This window comes from Williamsia sp., from assembly GCF_016462415.1.
In the GTDB taxonomy this organism is placed as follows: domain Bacteria; phylum Actinomycetota; class Actinomycetes; order Mycobacteriales; family Mycobacteriaceae; genus Williamsia_A.
Genome location: NZ_JAEMTF010000006.1, coordinates 30,689 through 56,497, shown reverse-complemented (window position 1 = coordinate 56,497; position 25,809 = coordinate 30,689). Strand labels below are relative to the sequence as shown.

General features: G+C 69.3%; 21 protein-coding genes and 1 tRNA gene. 14 read left to right on the top strand and 8 right to left on the bottom strand.

Annotation, left to right across the window (positions count from 1 at the left end; translation table 11 throughout):
- Positions 1-24 precede the first annotated feature (24 nt).
- From JHC79_RS02665 to JHC79_RS02650, 4 genes are all read right to left on the bottom strand, one after another.
- Positions 25-864 carry an SGNH/GDSL hydrolase family protein gene (locus JHC79_RS02665; protein WP_296388319.1) on the bottom strand — a complete coding sequence of 280 codons (840 nt, stop codon included), beginning with the start codon at positions 862-864 and terminating at the stop codon, positions 25-27.
- Between the two features lie 164 nt (positions 865-1,028).
- The gene (locus tag JHC79_RS02660; RefSeq protein ID WP_296388318.1) at positions 1,029-1,283 is read right to left on the bottom strand and encodes a ferredoxin; all 255 of its coding nucleotides are present in this window, start codon (positions 1,281-1,283) and stop codon (positions 1,029-1,031) included.
- A complete protein-coding gene (locus JHC79_RS02655) occupies positions 1,280-2,476 on the bottom strand; it encodes a cytochrome P450 (RefSeq protein WP_296388317.1) in 1,197 nt (398 codons plus the stop codon). Before JHC79_RS02655 ends, JHC79_RS02660 begins: the two co-directional genes overlap by 4 nt.
- Positions 2,477-2,599: 123 nt before the next feature.
- Positions 2,600-3,490, bottom strand: coding sequence for an SGNH/GDSL hydrolase family protein (locus JHC79_RS02650; protein WP_296388316.1), 891 nt, complete (start codon positions 3,488-3,490; stop codon positions 2,600-2,602).
- Positions 3,491-3,678: 188 nt separating this feature from the next.
- Here JHC79_RS02650 and JHC79_RS02645 point away from each other — a divergent pair, with 188 nt between their 5' ends.
- A complete protein-coding gene (locus JHC79_RS02645) occupies positions 3,679-4,332 on the top strand; it encodes an NAD(P)H-binding protein (RefSeq protein ID WP_296388315.1) in 654 nt (217 codons plus the stop codon).
- On the opposite strand, the gene JHC79_RS02640 is transcribed toward JHC79_RS02645, so the two are convergent.
- On the bottom strand, positions 4,329-5,513 hold the full coding sequence (locus JHC79_RS02640; protein ID WP_296388314.1) for a thiolase family protein: 1,185 nt from the start codon (positions 5,511-5,513) through the stop codon (positions 4,329-4,331). The genes JHC79_RS02645 and JHC79_RS02640 overlap by 4 nt on opposite strands.
- Positions 5,514-5,637: 124 nt before the next feature.
- Between JHC79_RS02640 and JHC79_RS02635 the strand changes: the two genes are divergently transcribed.
- The 3 genes from JHC79_RS02635 (at position 5,638) to JHC79_RS02625 (ending at position 8,306) form a co-directional block, all read left to right on the top strand.
- Positions 5,638-6,768, top strand: a complete 1,131-nt coding sequence (locus JHC79_RS02635; RefSeq protein WP_296388313.1) for an MBL fold metallo-hydrolase — start codon at positions 5,638-5,640, stop codon at positions 6,766-6,768.
- A gap of 87 nt (positions 6,769-6,855) precedes the next feature.
- A complete protein-coding gene (locus tag JHC79_RS02630; protein WP_296388312.1) occupies positions 6,856-7,035 on the top strand; it encodes an Rv0909 family putative TA system antitoxin in 180 nt (59 codons plus the stop codon).
- Between the two features lie 50 nt (positions 7,036-7,085).
- Positions 7,086-8,306, top strand: coding sequence for a lipase family protein (locus tag JHC79_RS02625; RefSeq protein WP_296388311.1), 1,221 nt, complete (start codon positions 7,086-7,088; stop codon positions 8,304-8,306).
- Positions 8,307-8,511: 205 nt separating this feature from the next.
- Here JHC79_RS02625 and JHC79_RS02620 read toward each other — a convergent pair whose 3' ends face one another.
- On the bottom strand, positions 8,512-9,396 hold the full coding sequence (locus JHC79_RS02620; RefSeq protein WP_296388353.1) for a LysR family transcriptional regulator: 885 nt from the start codon (positions 9,394-9,396) through the stop codon (positions 8,512-8,514).
- Between the two features lie 103 nt (positions 9,397-9,499).
- Here JHC79_RS02620 and JHC79_RS02615 point away from each other — a divergent pair, with 103 nt between their 5' ends.
- The 8 genes from JHC79_RS02615 (at position 9,500) to JHC79_RS02580 (ending at position 20,970) form a co-directional block, all read left to right on the top strand.
- Positions 9,500-10,726 carry a CoA transferase gene (locus JHC79_RS02615; RefSeq protein ID WP_296388310.1) on the top strand — a complete coding sequence of 409 codons (1,227 nt, stop codon included), beginning with the start codon at positions 9,500-9,502 and terminating at the stop codon, positions 10,724-10,726.
- 46 nt (positions 10,727-10,772) lie between these two features.
- Entirely contained in the window at positions 10,773-11,945 is a 1,173-nt protein-coding gene (locus JHC79_RS02610; protein WP_296388309.1) for an acyl-CoA dehydrogenase family protein, read from the top strand.
- A 51-nt stretch (positions 11,946-11,996) separates the two neighbouring features.
- Positions 11,997-13,184, top strand: a complete 1,188-nt coding sequence (locus JHC79_RS02605; RefSeq protein ID WP_296388308.1) for an acyl-CoA dehydrogenase family protein — start codon at positions 11,997-11,999, stop codon at positions 13,182-13,184.
- A 12-nt stretch (positions 13,185-13,196) separates the two neighbouring features.
- Positions 13,197-14,123, top strand: coding sequence for a hypothetical protein (locus tag JHC79_RS02600; protein WP_296388307.1), 927 nt, complete (start codon positions 13,197-13,199; stop codon positions 14,121-14,123).
- The gene (locus tag JHC79_RS02595) at positions 14,120-15,019 is read left to right on the top strand and encodes a 3-hydroxyacyl-CoA dehydrogenase NAD-binding domain-containing protein (RefSeq protein ID WP_296388306.1); all 900 of its coding nucleotides are present in this window, start codon (positions 14,120-14,122) and stop codon (positions 15,017-15,019) included. Before JHC79_RS02600 ends, JHC79_RS02595 begins: the two co-directional genes overlap by 4 nt.
- Before the next feature lie 46 nt (positions 15,020-15,065).
- Positions 15,066-15,506 carry an SRPBCC family protein gene (locus JHC79_RS02590; protein ID WP_296388305.1) on the top strand — a complete coding sequence of 147 codons (441 nt, stop codon included), beginning with the start codon at positions 15,066-15,068 and terminating at the stop codon, positions 15,504-15,506.
- Between the two features lie 127 nt (positions 15,507-15,633).
- Entirely contained in the window at positions 15,634-17,322 is a 1,689-nt protein-coding gene (locus JHC79_RS02585; RefSeq protein WP_296388304.1) for a VWA domain-containing protein, read from the top strand.
- A 111-nt stretch (positions 17,323-17,433) separates the two neighbouring features.
- Positions 17,434-20,970, top strand: coding sequence for an AMP-binding protein (locus JHC79_RS02580; RefSeq protein WP_296388303.1), 3,537 nt, complete (start codon positions 17,434-17,436; stop codon positions 20,968-20,970).
- 85 nt (positions 20,971-21,055) lie between these two features.
- Here the strand turns inward: JHC79_RS02580 and JHC79_RS02575 are convergent, their stop codons facing one another.
- Together JHC79_RS02575 and JHC79_RS02570 are read right to left on the bottom strand one after the other, a co-directional pair.
- Entirely contained in the window at positions 21,056-23,230 is a 2,175-nt protein-coding gene (locus tag JHC79_RS02575; protein ID WP_296388302.1) for a glutamine synthetase III, read from the bottom strand.
- Positions 23,231-23,456: 226 nt separating this feature from the next.
- Entirely contained in the window at positions 23,457-24,302 is an 846-nt protein-coding gene (locus tag JHC79_RS02570) for a LysR family transcriptional regulator (protein WP_296388301.1), read from the bottom strand.
- A 70-nt stretch (positions 24,303-24,372) separates the two neighbouring features.
- Here JHC79_RS02570 and JHC79_RS02565 point away from each other — a divergent pair, with 70 nt between their 5' ends.
- Positions 24,373-25,548, top strand: coding sequence for a YbfB/YjiJ family MFS transporter (locus tag JHC79_RS02565; RefSeq protein ID WP_296388300.1), 1,176 nt, complete (start codon positions 24,373-24,375; stop codon positions 25,546-25,548).
- A 50-nt stretch (positions 25,549-25,598) separates the two neighbouring features.
- Positions 25,599-25,671 (top strand) — tRNA-Arg (locus JHC79_RS02560).
- Positions 25,672-25,809: the final 138 nt, after the last annotated feature.

Below are 25,809 nucleotides of genomic sequence, written 5' to 3'. Positions count from 1 at the left end.
GGTCGGTCTCGTTCGGAGGAGGCGTCAGACGCCGAGCGCGGCCAGCACCAATCGCGCCATCGCGGCCCCGCCGGCCGGGGTCGGATGGTTGGGGGGAGTCTGCGCGCGCCGTACCGAACCGGTGAACCACCGGTCGCCGGCGGCCGCGCACGTGTCGTGACCCTCGGCGGCCGCGGCCACATCGACATAGACGGCGTTGTTCCGTAGCGCCGACCCGGCCAGGACGTTGTCGAAGCGGTCGAAGAACGCACGCACGAACGTCGCGTCGCCGGGACTGAGTCGGGCGTCGGGCGCGCAGCCCTGCGTCCCGAAGTATCCGCCGTGGCCGACCACGACGATGCGGGCGATCGGGGAGCGTTGTCGGATCACCTGCAGGACATGGTCGGTCGCGGCGGCGAGGGTGACGAACCTCGACTCCATCGTCGACCGGATCGTCGGGTTGTCCCGACAGAACCGGTCACCGGAGGTGGGGGTCCCGAAACAGGGGGTCAGCAGTCCGCGCCAGCGCAGGTCGTTGCCGCCGATCGACAGCGTGACGAGGGTGGTGTCGGGCCGCAGCACCGATGCCTGCACCGGAACTCGCTTGCGCACCGGCGGATTGGTGATCTGATCGCGGTCGACGACGTCGGCGGTGGTCGCACCGCCACACGCGACGTCGGTGAACGACGCGGGTGCCAGGGCGGCGGCGACGAGGTTGGGGTACCCGTTCGAGGTCCGGCCGCAGCCCTCGGCGACCACCTGGGAACCGACCGTGGGCCCTGCCGCACGCGAATCGCCGAGCGCCACGTAGTGGATCGGGGCCTCGCCCTCGGACGCTGAGGCCGGACCGGCGGCGGCCAGGGCCAGCACACTCGCCGAGGCCACGACGACTGCCCCGACGCGGTGCAGGGGTGCGTGCGCGCGAGAGCGCCACCAACGCATCGGACGCCCTCGTTTCCCTGGGTGCTCGGCGGAAGATTCGTGCCCATGATGACTTATCCCGGCGCGCGAGGTGGACTCGGCGCGCCGGGATGGGTCACGGCCACCGGTCAGGTCGGGGCCAGCTCGGTCCCGTCGGCGTCGGTCACGGTGATCGCCGCGGCCGGGCACGTGTCGGCAGCGTCGATGTAGCGCTGGTCGGGCGTCACCTGTGCACCCTCGGTGCGAGCCCTGCCGTTCTCCAACGAGAAGTGCTCCGGGTCGAGTGCGACGCACATGCCCGAGCCGATGCAGTGCTCACCGACACGCACCGACCAGCGCTCCTGTCCGGTCTGATCGGTGGGGTCCACCGACTGCGCGCTCACCACGTGATCATCAACTTCTTCGGTCCACGGACGACCATCTCGCTCTTCCAGTCCACCTCGGTGACCGCGAGATCGGGGAAGTTGCGGGTCAACGCCAGGAGAGCCTCCTGCAGTTCCAGGCGTGCGAGCGCGGCCCCGAGGCAGTGGTGGGCGCCGTGCCCGAAGCCGATGTGCGGTGTGCGTCCGCGCTCGAGGTCGAACACCTCCGGGTCGTCGAACACCTCGGGGTCGCGGTTGGCCGCTGCTATCGCGACCAGCACCGGCTCACCCTTGGCGACGGTGATGTCACCGAACGTGACGTCCTCGAGCGCGTACCGCGCTTGACCGCCGCCGAGGCCGAGTGGGACGAGGCGCATCAACTCCTCCACGGCGGCCGGGATCAGCTCCGGATCGTCGTGCAGGCGTTGCCAACTGCCTTCCTGCGACAGCAGGTACAGGACGAAGTTGGGGATCTGCGACGCCGTCGTCTCGTGCCCGGCGACCAGGATCCCGTTGCAGAGGTCGATGAGCTCGAGCTCGGTCAGCTTGTCGCCCTCGTCGCGGGCGGCGACCAGTGCGGTCATCAGGTCGTCGGTCGGTGTCTCGCGCTTGATCGCCAGGAGTCCGCGCATGTAGTCGCGGAACTCCTCGCGGCTCGCCTGGTACTCGTCGGCGGTCATCGACGTGGTCGACAGGGCGGCGTCGCTCCACGCCCGGAACCGTGGCCGGTCAGACGTCGGTACCCCGAGGAGTTCGCAGATGACCTGCACCGGCAAGGGGAGTGCGAAGCGGTCGACGATGTCGGTCGGGGCGCCGGCGGCCACCGCGTCGTCGATGAGGTCCTGACACAGTTGCTTGACCGTGGGTCGCAGCGCCTCGATGCGCTTGACCGTGAACGCCTTCGCCACGAGCACCCGTAACCGGGTGTGATCGGGTGGGTCGACCGACAGGATCCCGCCGGTCTGCCTTCCCTCGCGCATGCGCGGCTCGTCGTGGGTCACCGACTCCGCCCGGCTGAACCGCGGATCGGCCAACACCGTGCGGGCGTCGGCGTAGCGCGTTGCCAGCCAACCGATCTCGCCGAACGGCAGACGAACACGGGCCAGGCCCGAGCCCTCCCGGATCGCGGCGTACTCGCCGGCGAGCTCCAGGTTGTCGGGCCGGTTGAACGGGTAGTCGACAACCTCGGGTGTCGGATCCAGGGACAGTGTCATCGCGTTCCTCGCATTCTTTCGGCTGCTGCTTTGCACGCGGCTTCATTGACCGATGTTCAGGGGTTGCTTAGCACCACAAACGAATGTAGCGGACGTCCGCCGTGTGCGCCAGGACACAGCGGATCAGCGTGTGATGGCAGCGAGGACGAGACGCGCGATCGCCGCGTTGCCCATCTGGGTCGGATGGTTAGGCAGTCCGTTGCCCCGGGGCAGTTGCCCGGTGAACCACCGTCGTGATTCCGGTGCGCAGGCGTCGTGACCGACGGCCGGGCCGGCGACGTCGACGAAGGTGGCGCCGTGCCGCTGAGCGGAACCGGACAGCACCGCGTCGAAGCGCCGGAAGAAGTCCCGGATGAACGCGGCGTCGGCGGGGCTCACGTTCGCGTCGGCGACGCATCCCCGCGGACCGTAGTAGCCGCCGTGCCCCACGACGAACACGCGGGCGTTCGGAGCACGTGCGGAGACGACGCGCAGCACGTGGTCGACGGAAACGCTCAATGCCGCGAGCCGGGCCGTGATCAGTGCTCGCAGAACGCCATTCGAGCGACAGTGCTCATCGGTCCGAAGCGAGAAACCGAAGCACGGGCTGATGAGCGATCCCCACTTCATGTCGTTGCCACCGACCGAGAGCGTCACCAGACCGGTGTCGCGACGCAGCGCACGGGCCTGCGCGGGCACGGTCCGGACAACGGGGAGCGAGGTGGTCTGTGGACGGTCGGCAACCTCGTCGCTGGTGGCGCCTGCGCATGCGACGTCGGTGAAGGACGCCGGACGCAGGGCGCGTGCGATCCGTTCGGGGTACCCGCCGCCGGATCGGTTGCACCCGTCGGCGTCGAACGACGTGGTGATGCTGGGACCGGAGGCGCGTGAATCACCCAGTGCGACATAGTGGACACCGCCGGAGCCGGCGGCGTGCGAGGGTCCGGTGATCGCCAACCCCATCGTCGCGACGGTGGTGATGATCACGACGAGCAGACGCCGGAGGTACACGCCGGCCGCGCTCCGCACGGGCATCTGTGCCTCGCCTCATGATTTGTGATCGACAATCGAATACCGGCTGATAATGAACCATCGTTGGCCAAAGCGCCAGAGGCTGGTCGGCCGCGACGGCATCACTGCTTGCTAGCGTTGTCATACACCCGGTGAATGAACGGCCGGATCGAAGACCACACCGCCGGTACGCCGCGGAGTGAGGAGTGGACATGTCCAGCATCGCCATCGTCGGAGGCCACGGGAAGATCGCATTGCAGGCCGCACGCCTGCTGGTCGACGACGGCCATCAGGTGAGCTCGCTCATCCGCAATCCCGATCAGTCCGACGACATCACCGGTACCGGTGCGGTCCCCGTGGTCGCCGACGTCGAGCACCAGTCGACCGAGGAGATCATCGAGACCCTCGCCGGCCACGATGCCGTCATCTTCGCCGCCGGTGCCGGTGGGGGAGACGCCGACCGCACCTTCGCGGTCGACCGTGACGCCGCCATCCGGTGCATCGACGCCGCCTCGGCCAACTCGATCAAGCGGTTCGTCCTGGTGTCGTACTACGGCGCCTCGGTGGATCACGGTGTGTCGCCGGACGATTCGTTCTACGCCTACGCCGAGGCCAAGGGAGACGCCGACCAGTACCTGCGGGCCAGCGATCTGGACTGGACCATCGTCGCACCCAGCTCGCTGTCCGATGAGTCCGGTTCGGGTTCCATCGTCACCAAGGCGCAGGGCGCCGACCGTGAGACGAAGACCAGCCGCGCGAATGTCGCCGCCGTGATCGTCGCCGCCCTCGCGACGCCCGCGACCGTCGGTCAGATGATCGAGTTCACCGACGGCGACACCCCCATCGCGCAGGCACTCGCAGGCTAGAGCCGCTCGATGATCGTGGCGTTGGCCTGACCGCCCGCCTCGCACATCGTCTGCAGTCCGTACCGACCACCGGTCTGGTGCAGGGCGTTGACGAGTGTCGTCATGATGCGCGCCCCGCTGGCGCCGAGCGGATGCCCGAGCGCGATGGCCCCGCCGTTGACGTTCGTGCGGGTCAGGTCGGCGCCGGTGTCGCGAGCCCAGGCCAGCACCACCGGGCTGAACGCCTCGTTGACCTCGAACAGGTCGATGTCGCCGATGGCGAGCCCGGCCTTGGCCAACACCTTCTCGGTCGCCGGGATGACCCCGGTGAGCATCAGGATCGGGTCGGAGCCGACGACGGTGGTCGTGTGGATCCGCGCCAGCGGCGTCAGGCCGAGTCGCCGCGCGGTCTCCGACGAGGTGATCAACACCGCGGCGCTGCCGTCGGAGAGCGGACTCGAGTTGGCGGCGGTGATGTTCCAGCCGATCTCGGGGAAGCGCTGTGCCATCGACTCGTCGTAGAACGCCGACCGCAGCCCGGCCAGTGATTCGAGCGATCCGCCGGGCCGGATCATCTCGTCGTGGTCCAGACCCGCAAGAGGTGCCAGCTCGGTGGCGAACCGCCCGTCCTTGGTGGCGGCCACCGCCTTCTCGTGACTCGACAGCGCGAACTCGTCGAGTTGGGTGCGAGTGAATCCCCACCGCGCGGAGATCAGTTCGGCGCTGTAGCCCTGCGGGATGAACCCCTCCGGATAGCGCTGGGCCAGGTCGACACCGAACGGGTCGGCCCCCGGCCGCACGTCGGACATCATCGGTACGCGGCCCATCGACTCGACGCCGGCGGCGACGACGACGTCGTATGCCCCGGACATCACACCCTGCGCGGCGAACGAGATGGCCTGCTGACTCGATCCGCACTGCCGATTGATCGTCGTCGCGGGAACGGACTCGGGGAAGCCGGCGGCGAGGACGGCGTTGCGCGCGATGTTCTGGCCCTGTTCGTCGGCCTGTGTGACCGTGCCGGTGATGACGTCGTCGATGAGCGTCGGGTCGATGCCGGTGCGCTCGACGAGGGTGCGCAGGCTGTGGGCGAGCATGTCGACCGGATGGACGCCGTGCAGCGCCCCGCTCGCCTTGCCCTTCCCGATGGGGGTGCGGACCGCGCCGACGATGACGGCGTCGGTGATGGATGAGCGTGTCATGGGAACCTCCGGTGTTCTGACTATTGTCGTACATAGTCAACTCTGACCGCGTGTCGATGATTCCCCGCCGGGTCGACCGAAACCGCGGTCGGATCGTCGGCGGCACGTCGGTACTGTGACGAGAGTGATCCGCAAACTCGCTGCCAGCGCAGCCACCAGCACCGTCGGAGCCTTCACCTCGGGTCTGGCCGCGACGGGGGTACCGGCGGGGCGGGCGTTCGGGGCGTCGCCGGAGGCGATCGCGCCGCACATCGCGTCCTCGCCGAATCAGACCGACGGGTTCTTCGCCAATCGCGAACCGGCGTCGCCGATCACCCCGACTGCCGGCAACACCCGCGACATGCTGCGTGAACGTCGTCGAGGCCAACCGCGCGGGATCGTGCCGGTGCGTACCCCGCACTTCGAGACCACCGTCGGCGCGCTCGCGGTGACGTGGTTGGGCCACGCGAGTTCGCTGATCGAGATCGACGGCAGGCGGGTGCTCACCGATCCGGTGTTCTCCAAGCGGTGCTCGCCCTCGCAGGTGGTCGGGCCGAGCCGACTGCACCGCGCGCCGTGCTCGGCGGCCGACCTGCCCGCCATCGACGTCGTGCTTCTCAGTCACGACCACTACGACCACCTCGACATGGCGACGGTCGTCGAGATCGCACGGCGTCAGCCCGACGCGCACTTCGTCGCCCCGATCGGTGTCGGAGCCCATCTCGAGTACTGGGGGATCGCGGCGGGCCGCATCTCCGAGAGCGACTGGGGCGGGCAGGTCACGCACCTCGACCTGACCTTCGATTGTCTACCGGCACGCCACTTCTCGGGTCGAGGTGTGGTCCGCAACCTCACCCAGTGGGCCAGCTGGGGCATCCACGGGCCGACGCACAACGCGTTCTTCACCGGCGACACCGGCTTCACCGAGGCCTACGCCGACTCCGCGCGGACCACCGGTCCCTACGAGCTCACGCTCGTCCCGATCGGGGCGTACGGCGAGCTGTGGCCCGACATCCACGTCAACCCCGAGGAGGGTGTCGAACTGCACCGGTTCCTCGCCGGGTCGTCGCTGTCGGAGTCGCTGATGGTCCCCATCCACTGGGCCACGTTCAATCTCGCCATGCACCCGTGGGACGAGCCGGTGAGCCGCATGCTCACCGCGGCCGACGCCGCCCACGCGGAGGTCGCGACTCCCGCTCCGGGCGCGCGCATCGATGTCGTCGCCCGTACCGGGGCCGGGATCGCCGATCAGACCTGGTGGGAGAACGTCGGCTGACGCGTCGAGATCTCGCCTGAATCGGACATGTCGCCCGCGCGGCTAGACTGGCGTGCGATCGAACAACACCACGAACAGGGGTCGGACATGGATTTCAAGCAGCTCGCCAACAAGGCCAAGACGGCCATCAGCAAGAACTCGCAGTACATCGACAAGGGTGCCCAGGCCGTCGACAAGGCGACCAAGGGCAAGTACACCAGCCAGGTGAACAAGGGTCGCGACGCCGCCAAGGACGCGGCCCGCAAGCTGGGCGACGAGAAGAAGTAGGACCACCCATCATCGGCATCCGGTCGGCGCGATCGGCGATCACCCTCGCGGTGCTCGCGACCCTGGCGATCGGATGTTCGACATCCGCGCCGACCGGTTCGCCGAGCTCGTCGGACGTCGAATCGTCCTCTGCGACACCGTCGGCGCTGCCACCGGCTCCGGTCGGTGACGCGCGCGGGGAGATCCTGAGCAGGGCGGCGCTGGCGGTCGATCCCGATGGCCGTCTCGCCGGCGAGAACCTGACCCGGGTGGTGTACCGATCGACGGCCGGGTACGCACCGGGGGATCCGGCGGGCAGTTTCGGGACCCGGGTGTCTGGGTACGTCGCGGTGCCCTCGGGCACGCCCCCGCAGGGCGGCTGGCCGGTTGTCGCGTTCGGTCACGGGACCACCGGCACCGCAGCGAACTGCGGTCCGTCCGGGTACCCGGATCTGTTGGGTGAGACATCCACCGTCGCATCCCTGCTCGATGCCGGCTACGTGGTGGCCGCGTCGGACTACCAGGGCCTCGGCGAGCATGACGTCCCCCATCCCTACCTGAACTCGCGGACCATCGCCTACAACATGATCGACATGGTGCGCGCGGCGCGAGCGATGGTTCCGCAGGCGGGAACTCGTTGGGCCGCGATCGGGAGCTCGCAGGGCGGTCAGGCCGCCTGGGCATCGGCCGAGCACGCGAACGACTACGGGGACGGCCTCGACTTCGTGGGTGCCGCGGCGCTGGCCCCGGCTGCCGACGTGGCCCCGATCGCCGACGGCGCCGACGCGCAGCCCTATGTCGCCCCGCGCTTCACCCCGATACAGCTGGGGTTCATCCCGCTCATCGTCGACGGGCTGCGTGCGGTCTACCCCGATTTCCGGGCGAGCGACTACCTGCGAGGGGCATTGGCGCAGGGGGCGTCCGACCTGACCTCCTGTGGTCAGGGAAGCGAGTTCCGCAAGTTCTCCGCGATCACCAGGGCCCAGCCGGGTGACGCGACGATCACCTCGGCGGATGCGTTGCGACGACTCCACGACATGCTCGTCGTCAACTCTCTGCCGCAGCGGCGTTCGGCCGGACCGCTGTTCGTCGGGTACGGCGACGCCGACCAGATCATCGACCCGTCGTGGACTGCCGGGGCCGTCCGGCGCGCGTGCGCGATGGGCGACACGCTGTCGGTGTCGGTGGCACAGGGCAAGGGCCACACCAACACCGGACTGACGCCGAGCGCGATCTCCTGGATCGGCGACCGTTTCGCCGGCGATCCCGCGCCCTCCACCTGCTCGCGCTGACCCGCCGCACCCCTCTCACCCGTCTCACCCCTCGCACCCGTCGAGTGGGCGGCTGCGGACAGCGAGTGGGCGGCTGCGGACAGCGGGTGGGCGAGGCCTGCCGGTCGGCGTCCGCAAACGCCCAGTCATCGTCCGTAAACGCCCACTCGACGTCCGCATCCGCCCACTCGACGTCCGCATCCGCCCACTCGACGCCGTCGTGGGGTCAGGCGGGGTGGGAGTCGGGATCCTCGTGGGTGCGGCCGAGGGCGGTGACGACCGGGTCGAGCCAGGTGTCGGCGACGCGACGCAGCAGGTAGGTCGTGAGCGACTCGTCCATGTCGTCGACGGGCAGGACCGCGTATTCGGCGCGGTCCACCGAGAGCACCGCCTCCGACTCCAGCGGCACGATCGTGAACGCCGCTGCGCTGCGCAGGAACAACAGCAACCCGCTGATGTCGGTGAAGCTCGCGTCGGCATCGACGACCGCGCCCGCGGCGGCCAGACGGTCGGTGCGTCCGGCGCCGAGATCCCAGTGACGCGGGCCCTGGATGTAGCGCAGCCCGCGTAGGTCGGCCATCGACAGCGACGTCCGGTCGGGAAACCGGCTCGCATCGACGACGGCCCCGAGCGGCTCGCTGTAGAGCACCCGGGTCGACAACCGATCGTTCGTGGTGCCCACGTGCGCGATGGCGATGTCGATCGAACTGCTCAGCAACGCCGACTCCATCTGCAGTGACGGCATCTGTCGGATGGTGAACGAGAACGACGCGTCGAGGCCGCGGATCGCGTCGGTCAGCGCACGACGGTGTCGGGGGTTGAGGACGTCGGGGACGGCGAGCCGCACATCGGCCCGACCGACGCCCTGGCCGACGAGGGTGGGGATGGCATCGAAATCGGTGACCACCGACGCCGCCAGCGGTAGCAGGGCCTCACCCGCGGGGGTCAGCTTGGTGTGGTGGGTCGAACGCTCGAACAGGGGAGTGCCGAGCTCGTGCTCGAGGGTGCGGATGCGCTGGCTGAGCGGCGGCACCGACATGTTCAACGACCGCGCCGCACGCGTGAAGTTCAGTTCGCGGGCGACGGCCAGGAAGTACCGCAGGTGATGCATCTCCACAGCTGAGCAGCGTAGCCCCGGTGTTATCGCCGTGGACACACCGATCTGAGTCAGACGGTAATTCCCTTACCCCTGGTAACGACCTACCGTCGAAGACATGAGCAACACAGAAGGCACGAGCACCACAGCAGACACCGCCACCACGGCCGACATGACCGCGCAGAACTCCGGCCCCCTCGCGGGCGTCACCGTCATCGACATCTCCACCGTCGTGATGGGGCCGTACGCGACCCAGATCCTCGGCGACTTCGGTGCCGACGTGATCCGCATCGAGCCGCCCTTCGACACCGCCCGGCAGTCACCGGCCAACACCGGTCGCAACCCCGGCATGGCGCCGCTGTACATGCAGGTCAACCGCAACAAGCGCAGCGTCGCGATCAACCTCAAGGACCCGCAGGGACTCGAGGACCTGTTCGCGCTGCTCGCCGACGCCGACGTGCTGGTGACCAACATGCGCGCCGCCGCACTCGACCGACTCGGCCTCGGCTACGACGAGCTGCACGAGCGCTTCCCCCACCTGATCTACGCACACGCCCAGGGCTTCGCCCCCACCTCGTCGCAGGGCAACCGTCCCGCGTACGACGAGGTCATCCAGGCCGTGTCCGGACTGGTCAGCCTGCAGGACCGCGCCGGTGGCTCGCTACAGTTCATGCCGACCTTCATCGCCGACAAGACCGCAGGCCTCTACCTGCTCAACGGCGTCCTCGCCGCGCTCTACCACCAGCTGCGCACCGGCGAGGGCCAGCACGTGCAGCTCGCCATGGCCGACGCGATGATCGCGGTGAACATGGTCGAGCACATGGCCGGCGACGTCTTCGTCCCCGCCGCAGGTGAGGTCGGCAACCCGCTGAGCCTCACCGGAGCCCACGCCGCCATGCGTACCGCCGACGGCGGCGCCATCGCCGCGGTCCCGTACACCAACGACGCCGTGCGCAAGCTGCTCATCGGCGCCGGACTCACCGAGGACGCCGCCGACCCCGCGTGGGACTCGCCGACCATCGACCGCCCCACGTTCACCGCGGGCATCGAGAAGGTCCTCGCGCACTCCACCGCCAGGACCACCGCGGAGTGGGAGCAGTACCTCACCGACAACGACATGCCCTACGGCCTGGTGGTCGACATCGCCGACCTGCCGCAGGACCCGTATGTGCGCGAGGTCGGACTCATCACCGAGATGGAACACCCCACCGAGGGCACCATCCGCGTGGTGGCCAACCCGCTGCACCTCTCGCAGACCCCGACCGGCTTCTACCGCCACGCCGAGCGGGCGGGCGCCAGCACCGACGAGGTGCTCGACGCAGTCCGTACCCCCGCGACCGCCTGAGCGGGCCGTCGACCCGTTCACTCCACATCCACGAAGGAGAACCGCCATGGACCTCGAACTCTCAGGTGCCGACATCGAATTCCGCGACCACCTGCGCGAGGTGTTCCTCGGTGAGATACCCGCCGACATCCGGCGCCGCAGTGCGCTGAACCAGACCACGCACGACGACATCGTCACCAGCCAGCGCATCCTCAACCGCCACGGTCTCGCCGTGCCGCACTGGCCCGCACAGTGGGGTGGCAAGGACTGGAGTGCGACGCAGTCACACATCTACGGATCGGAACTGCAGCGCGCCGCCGTGCCGCAGCCGCTCGCGTTCAACGTGTCGATGGTCGGCCCGATCATCGCCGAGTTCGGCAGCGAGGAGCAGAAGCAGAAGTTCCTGCCGGCGACCGCGAATCTCGACATCTGGTGGTCACAGGGCTTTTCCGAGCCCGAGGCCGGCTCCGACCTGGCCTCGCTCAAGACCACCGCACGGCGCGACGGCGACGTCTACGTCCTCAACGGGCAGAAGACCTGGACCACTCTGGGGCAGTATGGGGACTGGATGTTCGTCCTCGCCCGGACGAACCCCGAGGCCGCCCGCAAACAGCAGGGCATCTCGTTCCTGCTCCTCGACCTGACCACACCCGGAATCGAGCGCCGACCGATCACCCTGGTCGACGGCAGCGCGGAGGTCAACGAATTCTTCTTCGACAACGTCGTCATCCCCGCCGAGAACCTCGTCGGCGAGGAGAACATGGGCTGGACCTACGCCAAGTTCCTGCTCGGCAACGAGCGCAACAGCATCGCTCAGGTCGGTACCGCTCAGCGGATCTTCGCCGACCTCGCGGTGAGCGCCGAGACGACCCCGACCGGAACCGGGTCGCTCGCCCGGGACGCGGCGTTCCGCGGCTCCATGCACGCGATCAAGACGAAGCTGCTCGCCCTGGAGGCCACCCAGCTGCGGGTCACCGGCGCCTCCGAGAACGGTGCCGCGAGTCCGGTGTCGTCGTTGCTCAAGCTCGAGGGCACACGCACACTGCAGGAGTTGACGCGTCTGCGGATGACCGCGGCCGGAACCGACGCGGCGTTGGTGCACACCGACGGCCCGCTACGCGCCGACGAGGCCGCGACCGCCTCGGCCACCCAGTACATGAACCTGCGCAAGCTGTCGATCTTCGGCGGCTCCAACGAGATACAGCGCGGCGTCATCGCGAAAACCATCCTCGGCCTGTAGACCACTTCGGCCCGCGACCATTCCTCACACTCCACGGAAGGGGTCATCACCATGAACCTCGATCTGAACGACGACCAACAACTGCTCTTCGACACCGTGCACGCCGCGGTCGGCCGTGACTACGGCACCGGCGGCCGCGCGGCCGCCACGTCGACCGAACTCGGGTGGAACCGACGTGTCTGGGACACCCTCGCCGAGATGGGCCTGATCGGTCTGACCATCGCCGACGAACACGGCGGCTCCGGGGCCGGCCCCGTGGAGCTCTACGCCACCCTCGAGGCCATCGGTCGCCACGCCGCCACCGAGCCGCTGCTCGACGGTGTCGTGCTGCCCGCCTGGCTCATCGCTGCACTCGGAACCCCCACGCAGGCCAAGGAACTCCTCGGCGCGCTCGCCGCGGGCGAGTTCACCATCGCCGTCGCACATGCCGAGCCAACCCGCGCATGGGACGCCGTCCCCGAGTCCACCGTCACCGTGCACGACGACGGAACCGCCACCGTGAGCGGGGTGAAATCGCCGGTGCTGCATGCCGATCAGGCACAGAAGCTGCTGGTGACCGTCGTCGGTGCCGACGGCCGCGCCCACGTGGTGGTCGTCGACGCCGACGCCACGGGCATCACCCGCACCGACGGACGCACCAGCGACTGGACCCACGCCTCTCAGGTGGCCTTCGACTCGACCCCGGCGGTCCTGCTCGGCGACACCCCCGCGCAGTCCGATGTCGCGGGCGCGCTGCACTCCGCGTTCGCCCAGGCCCGGATCGCCGTCACCGGTGAGGCGATCGGATTGATGGAGGCCGGCCTCACCCAGACGGTCGACTACCTCAAGAGCCGCAAGCAGTTCGGTGTCCCGCTGTCGTCGTTCCAGGCGCTCGTGCACCGCGCCGCCGACCTGTACGCCCAGGTCGAGCTCGCCCGGTCGATGGCGCTGCGGGCCACCGCCGTCGCCGAGGCGGCCACCGCCGAGCGCACCGAGGGCGTCGACCTGCGCGAGACCGCCGACGACGCGTTCGTCTACGTCTGCGACGCGGCCACCACGGTGGCCGAGGAGATCATCCAGCTGCACGGCGGCATCGGTATGACCTATGAGTCCGAGGTCGGTCACCACGCGGCACGCCTCATCGGACTGACCGCCAGCTTCGGCGGGGTGTCGGCCGCACGCCGACGGGCCATCGCATCCGACGCGGTCCTGCGCGCACCGAGCGCCCTGCTCAACAACGCCGACGCCGTCCACGCCTGAGGGAGGCCGATCATGTTCAACCATCTGTTGGTTCTCGACATCGTCGGTGCCGCGGTGCGTCGGATCGATCTCGACGGCACGGTGAGCACCGTGGTCGCCGACACCGGTTCGGCTCCCGACGGCATCGTCAGCGATCCCACGACCGATCGCATCTACTGGACCCTCATGGGTCGCCCCCGTCGCGGCGAGTCGCAGGGCACCGGCGACGGAGCCGATTTCACCGAGCGCAACGGCGGTCTCCGATCGGCGCGCGTCGACGGCACCGACGTCACCACCGTCGTCGCCGACGGCGACATCACTACCGGCAAGCAGCTCGCGATCGCCGACGGTTTCCTCTACTGGGGTGACCGGGAGGGAGGGCGTGTCAGCCGATCACGGCTCGACGGAAGCGATCTCACCGACCTGGTCGTCACGAAGCGGGATCCGGTGACCGGGCTCGTGGCCATCGACGACCAGTGCGTCGGCGTCGCCGTCGACGCAGCGGCCGGCCTGCTCTACTGGACGCAGAAGGGTCCGTCGAAGGGCGACGCCGGGCGGATCTTCCGCGCCGGCATCGACATCCCCGACGGCGAGACCGCCGAGTCGCGCACCGACATCGAGACCCTGTGGTCGGGCCTGCCCGAGCCCATCGATCTCTGGATCGACACCGCATCGGACACCCTGTTCTGGACCGACCGTGGGGCCGCTCCACGCGGCAACACCCTCAACTCCGCACAGGTCCCGGCCCCCGGGACCACCGCGCGCACACCGACGATCCTGGCCGACGGCTTCGCCGAGGCGATCGGACTGGCCGTCGATTCCGACGCGGGCATCGCGTACGTCACCGCACTCGACGGCACCGTCCGGGCCGTGCCGACCCGGTCCGATGCACCGGCGCAGCGCGTCGTCGCACAGGTCCCCGGCAGTGCCTTCGCCGGCATCGTGGGAGTCGCATCATGACCACCATCGCGATCGTGGGCGCCGGGGTCATCGGACTGTCCTGGGCCCGTCTGGCCGACGCCCACGGCTGGACCGTGGCGATCACCGACCCACGCCCCGACCTCACCGAGATCGTCGCCGGTGCTTTCCCGGATTCGACGACCGTGCGCGCCGCCGCCGACCTCGCCGACGCCGTCGCCGGCGCAGATCTGGTGCAGGAGAACGGCCCCGAGCGGCTGCCGATGAAACAGCAGCTGTTCGCCGACATCGGTGCAGTCGCCCGACCGGACGCCGTGCTGGCGACCTCGAGTTCGTCGATCACCGCCTCGGAGATCGCCGTCGACCTCGACGCCGACGTCGCGGCGCGGCTGCTCGTCGGGCACCCGTTCAACCCGCCGGAACTGATGCCGCTGGTGGAGGTGCTGCCCGGCACCCGCACGCTGTCCGAGACCACCGACCGCGCGGTGGCGCTCTATCGCGCACTGGACCGGGAACCGGTCGTCATCGGCACGGAAATGCCCGGGTTCGTGGCGAACCGGTTGCAGGCCGCCATCTCGCGCGAGGCGCGCTATCTGGTGCAGGCCGGGGTCGTCTCACCCGCGGATCTCGACACCATCCTGCGCAACTCGCTCGGCCTGCGGTGGGCCACCATCGGTCTCTTCGAGGGCAACGTCCTCGGTGGCGGTCCGGGCGGCATCCGGCACCTGCTCGCCGGTGTGGGCGCGCAGACCGGGGGCATCGAACCGGGCGTCCCGGCCACCGACCCCGACTCCATGGAACGACTCGTCGACGCGGTCGAGGCCACCTACGGGACCGGCGAGGAGGTCTACGCCGAACTCAGTGCTCGCCGAGACCGTCGCACCCGCGCGGTTCTCGCCGCACTCGCCGACACCGACGAGGAAACGACGACGCGCTGAGATACCGCCACCCACCGATGGCGCTCGACCGAATATGGTGACTCACATGGCCTCAGTGAGTGACAGTGTCGACGTCCCCCTTACCCCCGACGTCGCGTGGAAGTACGTGTCCGACCTCTCGCGATTCGACGAGTGGCTGACCATCCACGACGGATGGCGCGGCGATGTCCCCAAGTCCGAGGACCTGAAAAAGGGTCTGAAGATCTCATCGGTCGTCGCGGTGAAGGGCACTCGCGTGCGTTTTGAGTGGACCGTCGACAAGTTCGATCCCCCGAAGCTGGTGGCCCTCAAGGGCAAGGGCAAGGGCGGGGTCAAGGTCGACCTGACCCTGGCGGTCACCGAGTCCGGCGCCGGGTCGACGGTGAAGTTCGACCTCGACCTCGGTGGTCTGCCGATGATCGGGCCCGCGGGCAAGGCCGCCGCCAAGCTCGTGCACTCCGACCTGCACGCGTCGCTGGCCAAGTTTCAGCAGGTCTTCGCCGAATAGGGGTTCGGCACTCCCATCCGAGCGCGTCCTCGGAGAAGTTCCAGCAGGTCTTCGCCGGAGGGCGTCGCTGCACTAAGATCCCCGTCGATACCGCACAGTTCTCCGGTGCGACGACGACAGGGGAGACATGGGACGCCACACCGCCGACGGATCATCCGCCGACGGCGCCTCGGCAGGCGCGCGCGGCGACTCGACGCGTGGTCGGACCCGGCGTCCTCGCCGCCGCGGATGGCTGATCGTCGCCGTCGTGGTGGTCGCGGCTCTCGTCGCAGGCGGTGTGGTGTGGGCGACGGTCCTGCGTGATTCCGGACCCGACTGCGCCACGCGCACCGACATCTCCATCGCTGCCGACCCGTCGATGACGTCAGCACTCAAAGCCGTTGCGCCACAGGCGTCGGCGGATTCGTGTTACGACTTCGCCATCGCGGCCGCGTCGGGCACCCGCATCCCCGGTGAACTGACCCGCGGCGATCAGGCGCCCGATCTGTGGGTGGCCGACTCGACGGGCCGTGCGACCACCGTCACCAAGCAGGTCGGTGTCCCCACCGACATAGTCGTCCCGTCGGTCGCGACATCGCCGGCCGTGGTCGCCGGGACCGCGGTGCCCGCACTGGCGAACTGGGTCGAGGTGATGAAGCTGCCCAACCTGCGGATCGGCAGCCCCCTGGACTCCAGCACCGGTGACGCCCCGATCGTCGGTGCGCTCGCGGCCGTGGAGAAGGGCACGCTCACCGCCAAGGAGATGAGCGACGCGATGACGATCCTCGCGATCCAGCAGGGCAACCTGCGTGGCGACGACGACAGCGAGGCCAACCGGTTGGCGTTGGCCAACGCCTCGGACACCCCGGTCGTGACCACCGAGCAGGAGTTCGTGACGTTCACGCGGGCGAACCCGACGTCGACGCTGAAGGCATCCGTCCCGACGGCGGGTACCACCCTGCTCGACTATCCGATGCTCGTCACCGCACCCGCCGCGAAGCGGGACGTGGCCCGCACCGCGGGGGAGGAGTTCGCCGGGGCCCTGAAGTCGAAGGCCGGGATCGCCGCGCTCACCGGCGCCGGCTATCGCGACCCCTCGGCCACGCCGCTCGCCGGCGCGGGAGTGGGCCAGGTCGGCACGATCGTGTTGAAGGACCCCTCGCAGGAGCAGAAGACCCTGCGCCAGTGGTCGGTGCTCGCCGTGCCGATCCGCACATTGGTGGCGATGGATGTCTCGGGATCGATGGACGAGGCGGTGGGCGACACCACTCGGGCCGACCTGCTGGTGCAGGCCGCACTCACGGGCAACAAGCTGTTCCCGAACAACACCGAGATCGGCATGTGGTACTTCTCCATCGACAAGGGTGGGCCCGGACAGGACTGGGTCGAGATCGCCCCGATCGCGCGCGAGGACTCCGTCCGTCCCGACGGGCAGACCCAGCGGCAGTTCCTGAACAAGCGGGCCGACGACTACCGCCAGTACGTCGGCGGCGGTACCGGCCTCTACGACACCACCCTGGCCGCGTTCCAGAAGGTGCAGGACAGCTACGACCCGAACTACTCCAACAGCGTCATCATCCTCACGGACGGCCGTAACGAGGACCCGGGCAGCATCGGCCTGCAGGCCCTGCTCGACCGTCTGAAGAAACTGCAGGACCCGGCACGTCCGGTGCTGGTCCTGACCATCGGCATCTCCGACGACGCCGACACCGACGCCCTCAAGCAGATCGCCGACGCCACACCGGGCGGGACCAGTTACGTCGCCCAGGATCCGCGCGACATCCCGACAGTGTTGATCGACGCCGTCCAGGCCCGCGTCGCCGCCGCGGGGCGCTGACCGCCCCACTTCAGAACCGACCAATCCACGCGCCGTCCCACTACGAAGTACTCACCGGTAACACGTCTCGTCATCGAGCGAACAACGAGTGCCGACGAGGAGGGGAACAGCGTGCCCACCCTGGCTGCAGGTACCGCTCCCGTCGCGGTCTACGTCGAACTCGACGGCGCGCTCGACCGGGATGCACTCGCCGCCGCCGTGGACGAGGTGGGCGCACGGTTCGGTGCGACACGGCCCTGCGCTGACCCCGCCCCGATCGTCACCTTCGGCACGGTCGACCTGAGCGGGCAGGACCGTCCCCGGGCGGCCGCCCTGCGGTGGATGGAATCGTTCGACCACGTCGTCGCGGGCGCCCCGGACATCGCCGGCCACCTGATCGACATCGGCCCCGAGGGCCAGATCCTGCACCTGAGCGGCCGACCTGCCGCCCACGCGAGGCTTCTGCACGACCTCGCCGGTGTCTACAGCGCGCGGATGACCGGACGGGCCGACGCCCCGCACGGCGAGACCGCATCGGGTCACACGGTCCGCCGCGTCGTCGCGACACCCGACCCCGACTTGTCCGACGTCGACTTCTGGGACGCCGAGTTCGACCCGATCCCGGTGCCGACGAGCCTCTCGCACCGGCCGCTGCCCGCGCCGTCGACGACCGGGTCGGCGTGGTCTGTGCTGACCGAGTCGCGCACCATGTCGGTGTCGGCCTCCGATGAGCTGCGATCCGCCGCCGCCGCTGCGGGCACCCGGGTCGAATCCGTCGTCGTCGCCGCGGTCGCCGGATACGTCGCGGGGCTCTGCCGCTCGGACGACGTCCTGATCGGGATCCCGACGGCCGTCGCCGCGGCGGCCGATCAGGCACTGACGGCCCCGACCCTCCCGCTGCGCCTTCGGGCCACGTCGCACACCACGGTTGCCGACGCCGTCACCACGACCGCCGCCCGTATCGGCGAGGTCCGCGCGCGCAGCGCCGCCTGGCCGGCCCATCCGCTGTGTGCGCGTCTCGCCGATGCCCCAGCGGGCCCGGGGCCGGTCGTCAACGTCATCCCGTTCCTCGGCCCGGTGCAGTTCGCCGACGTGGTCGGCGACGTGTTCGTCCTGTCGAGCGGACCGACAGACGACCTGAGCGTCAACGTCTACGACGCGCGCGACGGCCGGATCCGGGTGGACCTCGAGGCCCATCCCGACCGCTACCTGCGTGCCGAGGTGCGCGCGCACCACGCGCGTCTGCTCGACTACCTGTCGCGTTTCGTCGCGGCGTCGACCACGACCCGGCTCGCCACGCTCGACGTCATCAGCGTGGCCGAGCACATCGAGGTCGTCGACGAACCCAACGCGACCGACATCCTGATGCCACCGGCAACGGTCACCGAACTCGTCGAGATCGGGATGGCACGCGACCACGACCGCGTCGCACTGGTCGGCGACGGAGCGCCCGCCGAAGTTCTCACCCACGGCGAACTCGACTGTCGCGCAAATCAGCTGACGCGTGCGCTGCTCGCCGCCGGAGTGGGCCCGGAGAGCGTGGTCGGGGTGATGACCGCCGACCGGGTGGCCGGACTCACCGCGATGCTCGCGGTTCTGCGTGCCGGTGGTGCGGTCCTGCCCCTCGACCCGGCGGACCCCGCGACCGCCATCGCGCACCGGATCTCGCGTACCCGGCCCACCTGCGTGGTGAGCGACCGTGTCCTCGACGACCTCGTCGGGGATCCCGACGACGCCGCGCAGCCGTGCGCCCCCACCCCGGCCACCGGCTACGACGCGATCCCGCCGTGGGTCGAGGTGATCCCGTTCGGCGCCGCCGAGCTCGACGAGGTGCCCGACGACCCGATCTCTTCGGGCGAACTCCTCGCGCCGGGCCACCTGGGTAACCCCGTATGGATCTCGTTCGGCGACGACGCCGAGAGCGACGGGGTCGTGCTCACCCATCGCGCGGTCGCCAACCGGCTGCAGTGGATGCAGTCGCACCGCTCGCCGGTGACCGGCGAGCGGGTGTGTGTCGACGCCACGCCGACTGCCGACTGGCTCTGGGAATCGCTGCTGCCGTTGGTCCTCGGCGCGACCATCGACCTCAGCCGTGTGCGCGGGCCTGATGCCGTGCTGAGCGGGTCCGCCGAGACCGCGTTCGGGGTGGTGCCCCGCACGGGTGATCACGGTGCGTCGGCCTCCACCGTCGGCCGGCCGGTGTGGAACACCGCCGTCTACGTCCTCGACGCCTTCCTGCGACCGCTGCCGGTCGGTGCCGTCGGTGAGATGTACGTCGCCGGTGCGCAGCTGGCCCGCGGATACACCTCCGACCCAGGCGCGACCTCGGATCGCTTCGTCGCCAACCCGTTCCGCCCCGGAACCCGCATGGTCCGCACCGGCGTCACGGTGCTGCGGCGGCCGGACGGCAGTGTCGAACACGTCGGCGCCGACCGTGTGTCCCCGGTTGCATCGCACGAGATGTCGGTGTCCGCGCCGCCGCGCACCCTGGCCGCGATGGTCGCCGACGTGGCGAGCGCCGCACCCGATGCCGTGGCCGCGATCGTCGACGACGGCGCCGACCGGACGTCCATCACCTTCCGAGAACTCGACCAGCGCTCGAATCAGTGGGCGCGGTTGCTCATCGCCTGCGACGTCGGCCCCGAAGACGTCGTCGCTCTCGCCCTGCCACGTGGCCTCGAGGCATTGATCGCCATCTGGGCGATCGCGAAGAGCGGCGCGGCCTTCGTCACCGTCGATCCGCAGACGGTGACCGATCGTGGGATCACTGATCCGGTCGTGCACCAGGTGATCGCCGACTCGCGGGTCCGGTTCGGATTCGTCACCGCCGCCACCGCGCCGGACATGTCGGACGCGGCGGGTGCGGTCCGATGGATGTCGATGGACGGCGCGAACTACCGCACGGTGGTCGCGTGCCTCAGCGTCCGGCCGATCCGCGACGCCGCCCGACACGCCCGGCTCGACGTCGATCACCTCGCATACGTCGCCTACAGCGCCGCCGACGGTGCGCCCGTACGGGGCGTCGCGGTGTCGAACCGTGTGCTGTCGATGGTCGCCGACGAGCAGCGGATCCGGTGCGGTGTCGATCGACGATCACGCCTGATGCACGCCACGTCGGGCGACGGCCCGATACCGGTTCTCGAGGTGCTGCTGGCCATGTCGACCGGCGCGCGGATGACCATCGTGACCGATGCCGCCCGCGAGCACGCCGACCACCTCATCCGCGTGCTGCGCGGTGATGCCATCAGCCACGCATTCCTCGACGTCCAGACGGCGGAGACGCTGTCGCCGAACGGGTTACCTGATCTCCGTGTCCTGGTGACCGGGCAGGGGCGTAGTACTCCGGAGCTGATCGGCCGGTGGACCGCGCCGCATCGCCGCGTGCTCAGCGCCCTGGGCGATCCCGACGCCACCACCGGGCTCGTCGTCCTCGACCACGAACTGCGTCCGGTCCCCGCCGGCGTGCGCGGCGAGCTCTACGTCACCGGACCGGCGCTCGCACGCGGCTTTCTCGGCAGTGCGGCGCTGACCGCCACGCGTTTTGTCGCCACGCCAACACATCTCGGGACCGACCGCGCAGGGTCGATCCTCTACCGGACCGGTGACGTCGTCACGATGTCGTCCGACGGCCACCTGACCTATCTCGGCCGCAGCGACAGTTTCGCCTGAATCACTCCGCGTATCGACGACAACGGCGGCGGCCGTCCGCAGCGTCTGCTGCGTCCGACCACCGCCGTCGGCGATGTCGCGTCGATCAGAGGATGGTGAGCATCTCGTTGTAGGTCGGCAGCGGCCACAGATCGTCGGCCACCAGCGACTCGAGCGTGTCGGCGGCCACGCGGACCTCGGCCATCGCCGGGATCAAGGTCTCCAGCGCGTACGTCGACTCCTCGAGCTCGGACTCGCCGTGGAACGCCTCGATGCCCTTCTCCAGGCTCGCCAACGCGGTCCCCAGAGCGGTGACCGCGGTGCTGAGGTCGGTCAGCAGCGGGTTGGCGGCGTCGAGTCCGGCGGCCTTCACGTTGACCGCGATGCCGGCCAGTTCGCCCTGGTAGCGCAGGGCGGCAGGCAGGATCATGGTCTTGGCGATCTCGGCGGTCTCCTTGGCCTCCACCAGGATCGTCAGCGCGTACTGCTCGAGGATGACGTCCTTGCGGGCCTCGAGCTCGCGTGCGGAGAGGACTCCGTACTTCTCGAACAGGTCCTCGTTCTCCTTCTCGGCCATGAACGGGACGGCGTCGACGGTGGTGCGCAGGTTCTTCAGACCACGCGCGGCCGCCTCCTCCTGCCACGCGTCGGCGTAGCCGTCGCCGTTGAAGATGACCGCACCGTGGTCGGTGATCACCTTCTGCAACACGGTCTGCACGGCTGCGTTGAACTCGGTGCCGTCGGCGGTCAGCGTCTCCAGCTCGGTGGCCAGGAAGTCGATCGAGTCGGCCAGGATGGTGTTGATCGCGACCATCGGGTCGGAGATGGACTGGTTCGAGCCGGGCGCGCGGAACTCGAACCGGTTGCCGGTGAAGGCGAACGGGCTGGTGCGGTTGCGGTCGCCCGGGTCGGCCTTCATCGGGGGCAGGCTGTCGACGCCGAGCTCGAGTACGCCCGACTCCTTCGATTCGGTGGCACCGCCCTTGGCGATCTGGTCGAACACGTCCATCAGCTGCTCGCCGAGGAAGATCGAGATGATCGCCGGGGGAGCCTCGTTGGCGCCGAGGCGGTGATCGTTGCTCGCCGACGCGACCGAGGCGCGCAGCAGTCCGCCGTACTTGTGCACGCCGCGGATGATGGCCGCGCAGAACACGAGGAATTGCACGTTCTCGTGCGGGGTGTCGCCGGGGTTGAGCAGGTTGCCCTGATTGCTGTTGCCCAGCGAGAAGTTGACGTGCTTGCCCGAGCCGTTGACGCCTGCGAACGGCTTCTCGTGCAACAGACAGGTCATGCCGTGGTTCTCGGCGACCTTCTTCATGATGGTCATCATCAGCTGCTGGTGGTCGTGGGCGAGCACCGAGCGCTCGAACACCGGGGCCAGCTCGAACTGGCCGGGGGCGACCTCGTTGTGGCGGGTCTTCGACGGGATGCCGTGCTTGAACAGCTCGCGGTCCAGATCGATCATGAAGCCCAGCACGCGGTCGGGGATCGCGCCGAAGTAGTGGTCGTCGAACTCCTGGCCCTTGGACGGCTTGGCGCCGAACAGGGTTCGCGAGGTGGTCATGATGTCCGGGCGTGCGTAGTAGAAGTGCTCGTCGATCAGGAAGTACTCCTGCTCGGCGCCCGCGTAGGACACCACGGTGTCGACGTCGTTGTGGCCGAACAACTTCAGCAGACGCATGGCCTGCTTGCTCATCGCCTGCTGGCTGCGGAGCAGCGGGGTCTTCTTGTCCAGGGCCTCACCGGTCCACGAGATGAACACCGTCGGGATACACAGCGTGTTGCCGGCCGGGTTCTCCAGGATGTACGCCGGGCTGGTGACGTCCCAGCCGGTGTAGCCGCGGGCCTCGAACGTGCCGCGCAGACCACCGTTCGGGAAGCTCGATGCGTCGGGCTCGCCCTGCAGCAGCGTCTTGCCCTGGAACTCGGCGAGCGATGCGCCGGACGCATCGGGCTCGAGGAACGAGTCGTGCTTCTCGGCGGTGAAACCGGTCAGCGGGTAGAAGACGTGCGCGTAGTGCGACGCACCCTTCTCGACGGCCCAGTCCTTCATCGCGTTGGCGACGACGTCGGCGATGGTCGGGTCGAGGGCGACGCCCTCGTCGATCGTGGCCGAGATCTTCTTGAAGACACTCTTGGGCAGTCGGTCCTTCATGGCCGACTTGTCGAAGACGTTGACTCCGAAGAGATCGGCAAGCGGTGCCTGCGCCGTGGCGCATTCCGGCGTGCTGTGGGCCGTCACGGCCTTGATCGCCTCACGGCGGGAAATGCTGCCACTCATGGGTCACTCCTGGATTCCGATCCCCCCGGATGGGCGAGATTCTCGTCAAGTGAAATCTCTGGTGACGGTAGGGGCGGCAGATCGCCAGTGCGTTTCCGGTATGTGACGCCCATGAAACACAGCAGTACGAGGGGTGTTGCGACGGCCTCGGATCGTGCGTGCGGGCCCGTACGGCGCGGTCGCGAAGGAAGTAGTTCGTGAGCCTAGCGGACGAACGGTCCGGGCGTCAGCCGACGACGTCGAGGAAGATCTCGATCGATCGCAGCGGGGGAGTCCGCTCGCGCCAGGCGACGTGGACCGTCGAGTCCGGGATGCCGGGGATGTCCCGGTAGGTCACGGCCGGGTGCTGCGCACGGTCGCGCACCACGTCGGGAACCGCACTGATCCCCCGACCCGCCGCCGTCAGCTCGATCCACTCGTCGAAGTTGTTGCACCGGACGATCACGCGATCGGGGTCGGAGTGCGTCCAGGAGTCCTCGGTGGTGGTCCCGGAGAGAACGTTGATGATGAGCGGTTCGGACGCGAGGTCGTCCCAGTGGAGGTCGGCTCGGGTGGCCACCTCGGACGCGGTGGCCACGGCGAGCAGTCGGTGTTCGGACCCGGCGGCCCGATACCGGATGGACGCGTCGACACCGGAGTGGTCGGCGGGCGGGCGGCGGGTGATCGCGACATCCACCTCACCGCGCGCCAGCGCACGGATCGGATCGTCGGTGCGGTGCAGGCTGATCCGGCCCCCGCGTGCCTCCACACCCGCGGTGATCTCGCCGAACCACTCCGGCAGCAGCCACGCGAACCCGACGCGGATCGTCGCCGACATCCGCATCTCGTCGCCGACCGCGTCGATGTCGGCGACGATGCGGCGAGCGTGGTCGGCGAAGGTGCGGCCGGCCTCGGTCATGCTCAGTGCGCGTGACGTTCGGGTGAGCAGCTCGCATTCCAGGATGCGTTCGAGTTGCTGGATGGTGCGCGTCAGGGCCGGTTGGCTGACGTGGAGTCCGGCGGCGGCCCGGGTGTAGTTCATCTCGTCGGCGAGCGCGACGAATGCGCGCATGTGGCGCACCTCCAGATCCATGCGTCCAGGTTATCGGTCATGTTCATCCGGCATTTCCGATCGACCACGATGGCCCATAGCGTTGGCGACCATGACCGATGTGGTGCGGAGTCGATGGGCGGCCGGGCAGGGTGTGGCACTGGCCGGTGCAGCCGGATTGGCGGCCTCGATGGGGGTGGGCCGGTTCGTCTTCACGCCGCTGTTGCCGCTGATGATCAGCGATCACGCGATCAGCACGACCTCCGGTGCCGCGGTCGCGACGGCGAACTACGCCGGCTACCTCGCAGGCGCGGTGGCGTTGTCGGTCCGACCGAGAATCAACACCGCCGCTCACCTGCGGGTGTGGGCGGTGGCGCTCGTGGCCAGCGAGGCGTTGATGGCGGTGGGCGCGGGAGTGGTCTGGCTGTCGTTCCTGCGTTTCGTGGCCGGGGCGGCCAGTGCGGTCATCTTCGTCGGATGCGTGAGCACGGTGGCCCGCGCGCGGGCGGCCGGGGCGTCGACCAGTCTGGCTTTCGCAGGGGTCGGCACCGGCATCGCGGTGAGCGGGGCGGTCACGCTGCTCGCCGGGCCGCATCTGAGCTGGCAGCAGCTCTGGCTGGTCTCGGCGGCGGTCACCGGGTTGCTCCTGGTGCCGATCGGGTCGATGCGGATCCACGCGGAGGCGGGGACGGTGACGTCGGCCGTGGCCGAGACGGATCGGCCCCACCACGCGGCGTGGCGGCTGCTGCTCGCGGCGTACTTCCTGGAGGGCCTGGGCTACATCGTCATCGGTACGTTCCTGGTGGCCGCGGTCGGTGGACACTCGGGCTCGTCCGCCTCGACGGTCGGTCCGATCGTGTGGATCGTGGTCGGTCTTGCGGTGGTCCCCTCGGTGGTGGTGTGGACGGCGATCGCCCGGCGGATCGGTGGGCACCGGGCACTCGGCATCGCGCTGCTGGTGCAGGCGTGCGCGGCCCTGCTGCCCGCGGTCGCATCATCGACGGCCGCCGCAGTGGTCGCCGCGGTGCTCTTCGGCGGCACGTTCATCGGGATCACCGCGGTGACCATGTCGGTGGGTGCCGCGCTGCCGGTGGCGCGGACCGCGGCCATCCTCACCGCGGTCTATGGCGTCGGTCAGGTGCTCGGTCCGCTGGTCGTCACGCCGGTCCTGGGGTCGTCGTTCACGCTGGCGTTCGTCATCGCGACAGCAGTCCTGCTGCTCGCGGCGCTCGCCGCACTCGGCGTCGCGAGGACCATGCCGCGGCGGCGCGAGCTGGTTGGGGCCTGAGGCGGTCGGTTAGACTCGCCACGCGTGGCGATCTGCTGATCGGCGCAGTTGCCTTCGTAGCTCAGGGGATAGAGCAACCCTCTCCTAAAGGGTAGGTCGCAGGTTCGAATCCTGCCGAGGGCACCCATGAACTGATTGCTCGTCGATGTTGCTGAGGGCCAGTAACTTTCACCGGGACACGTTCCTGTCGTCCGATCGGATGGTTCTCCGCGCCGGAGCCGATACGCCGGTACCGATCTGTACGAATCCAGCCCGTCGATG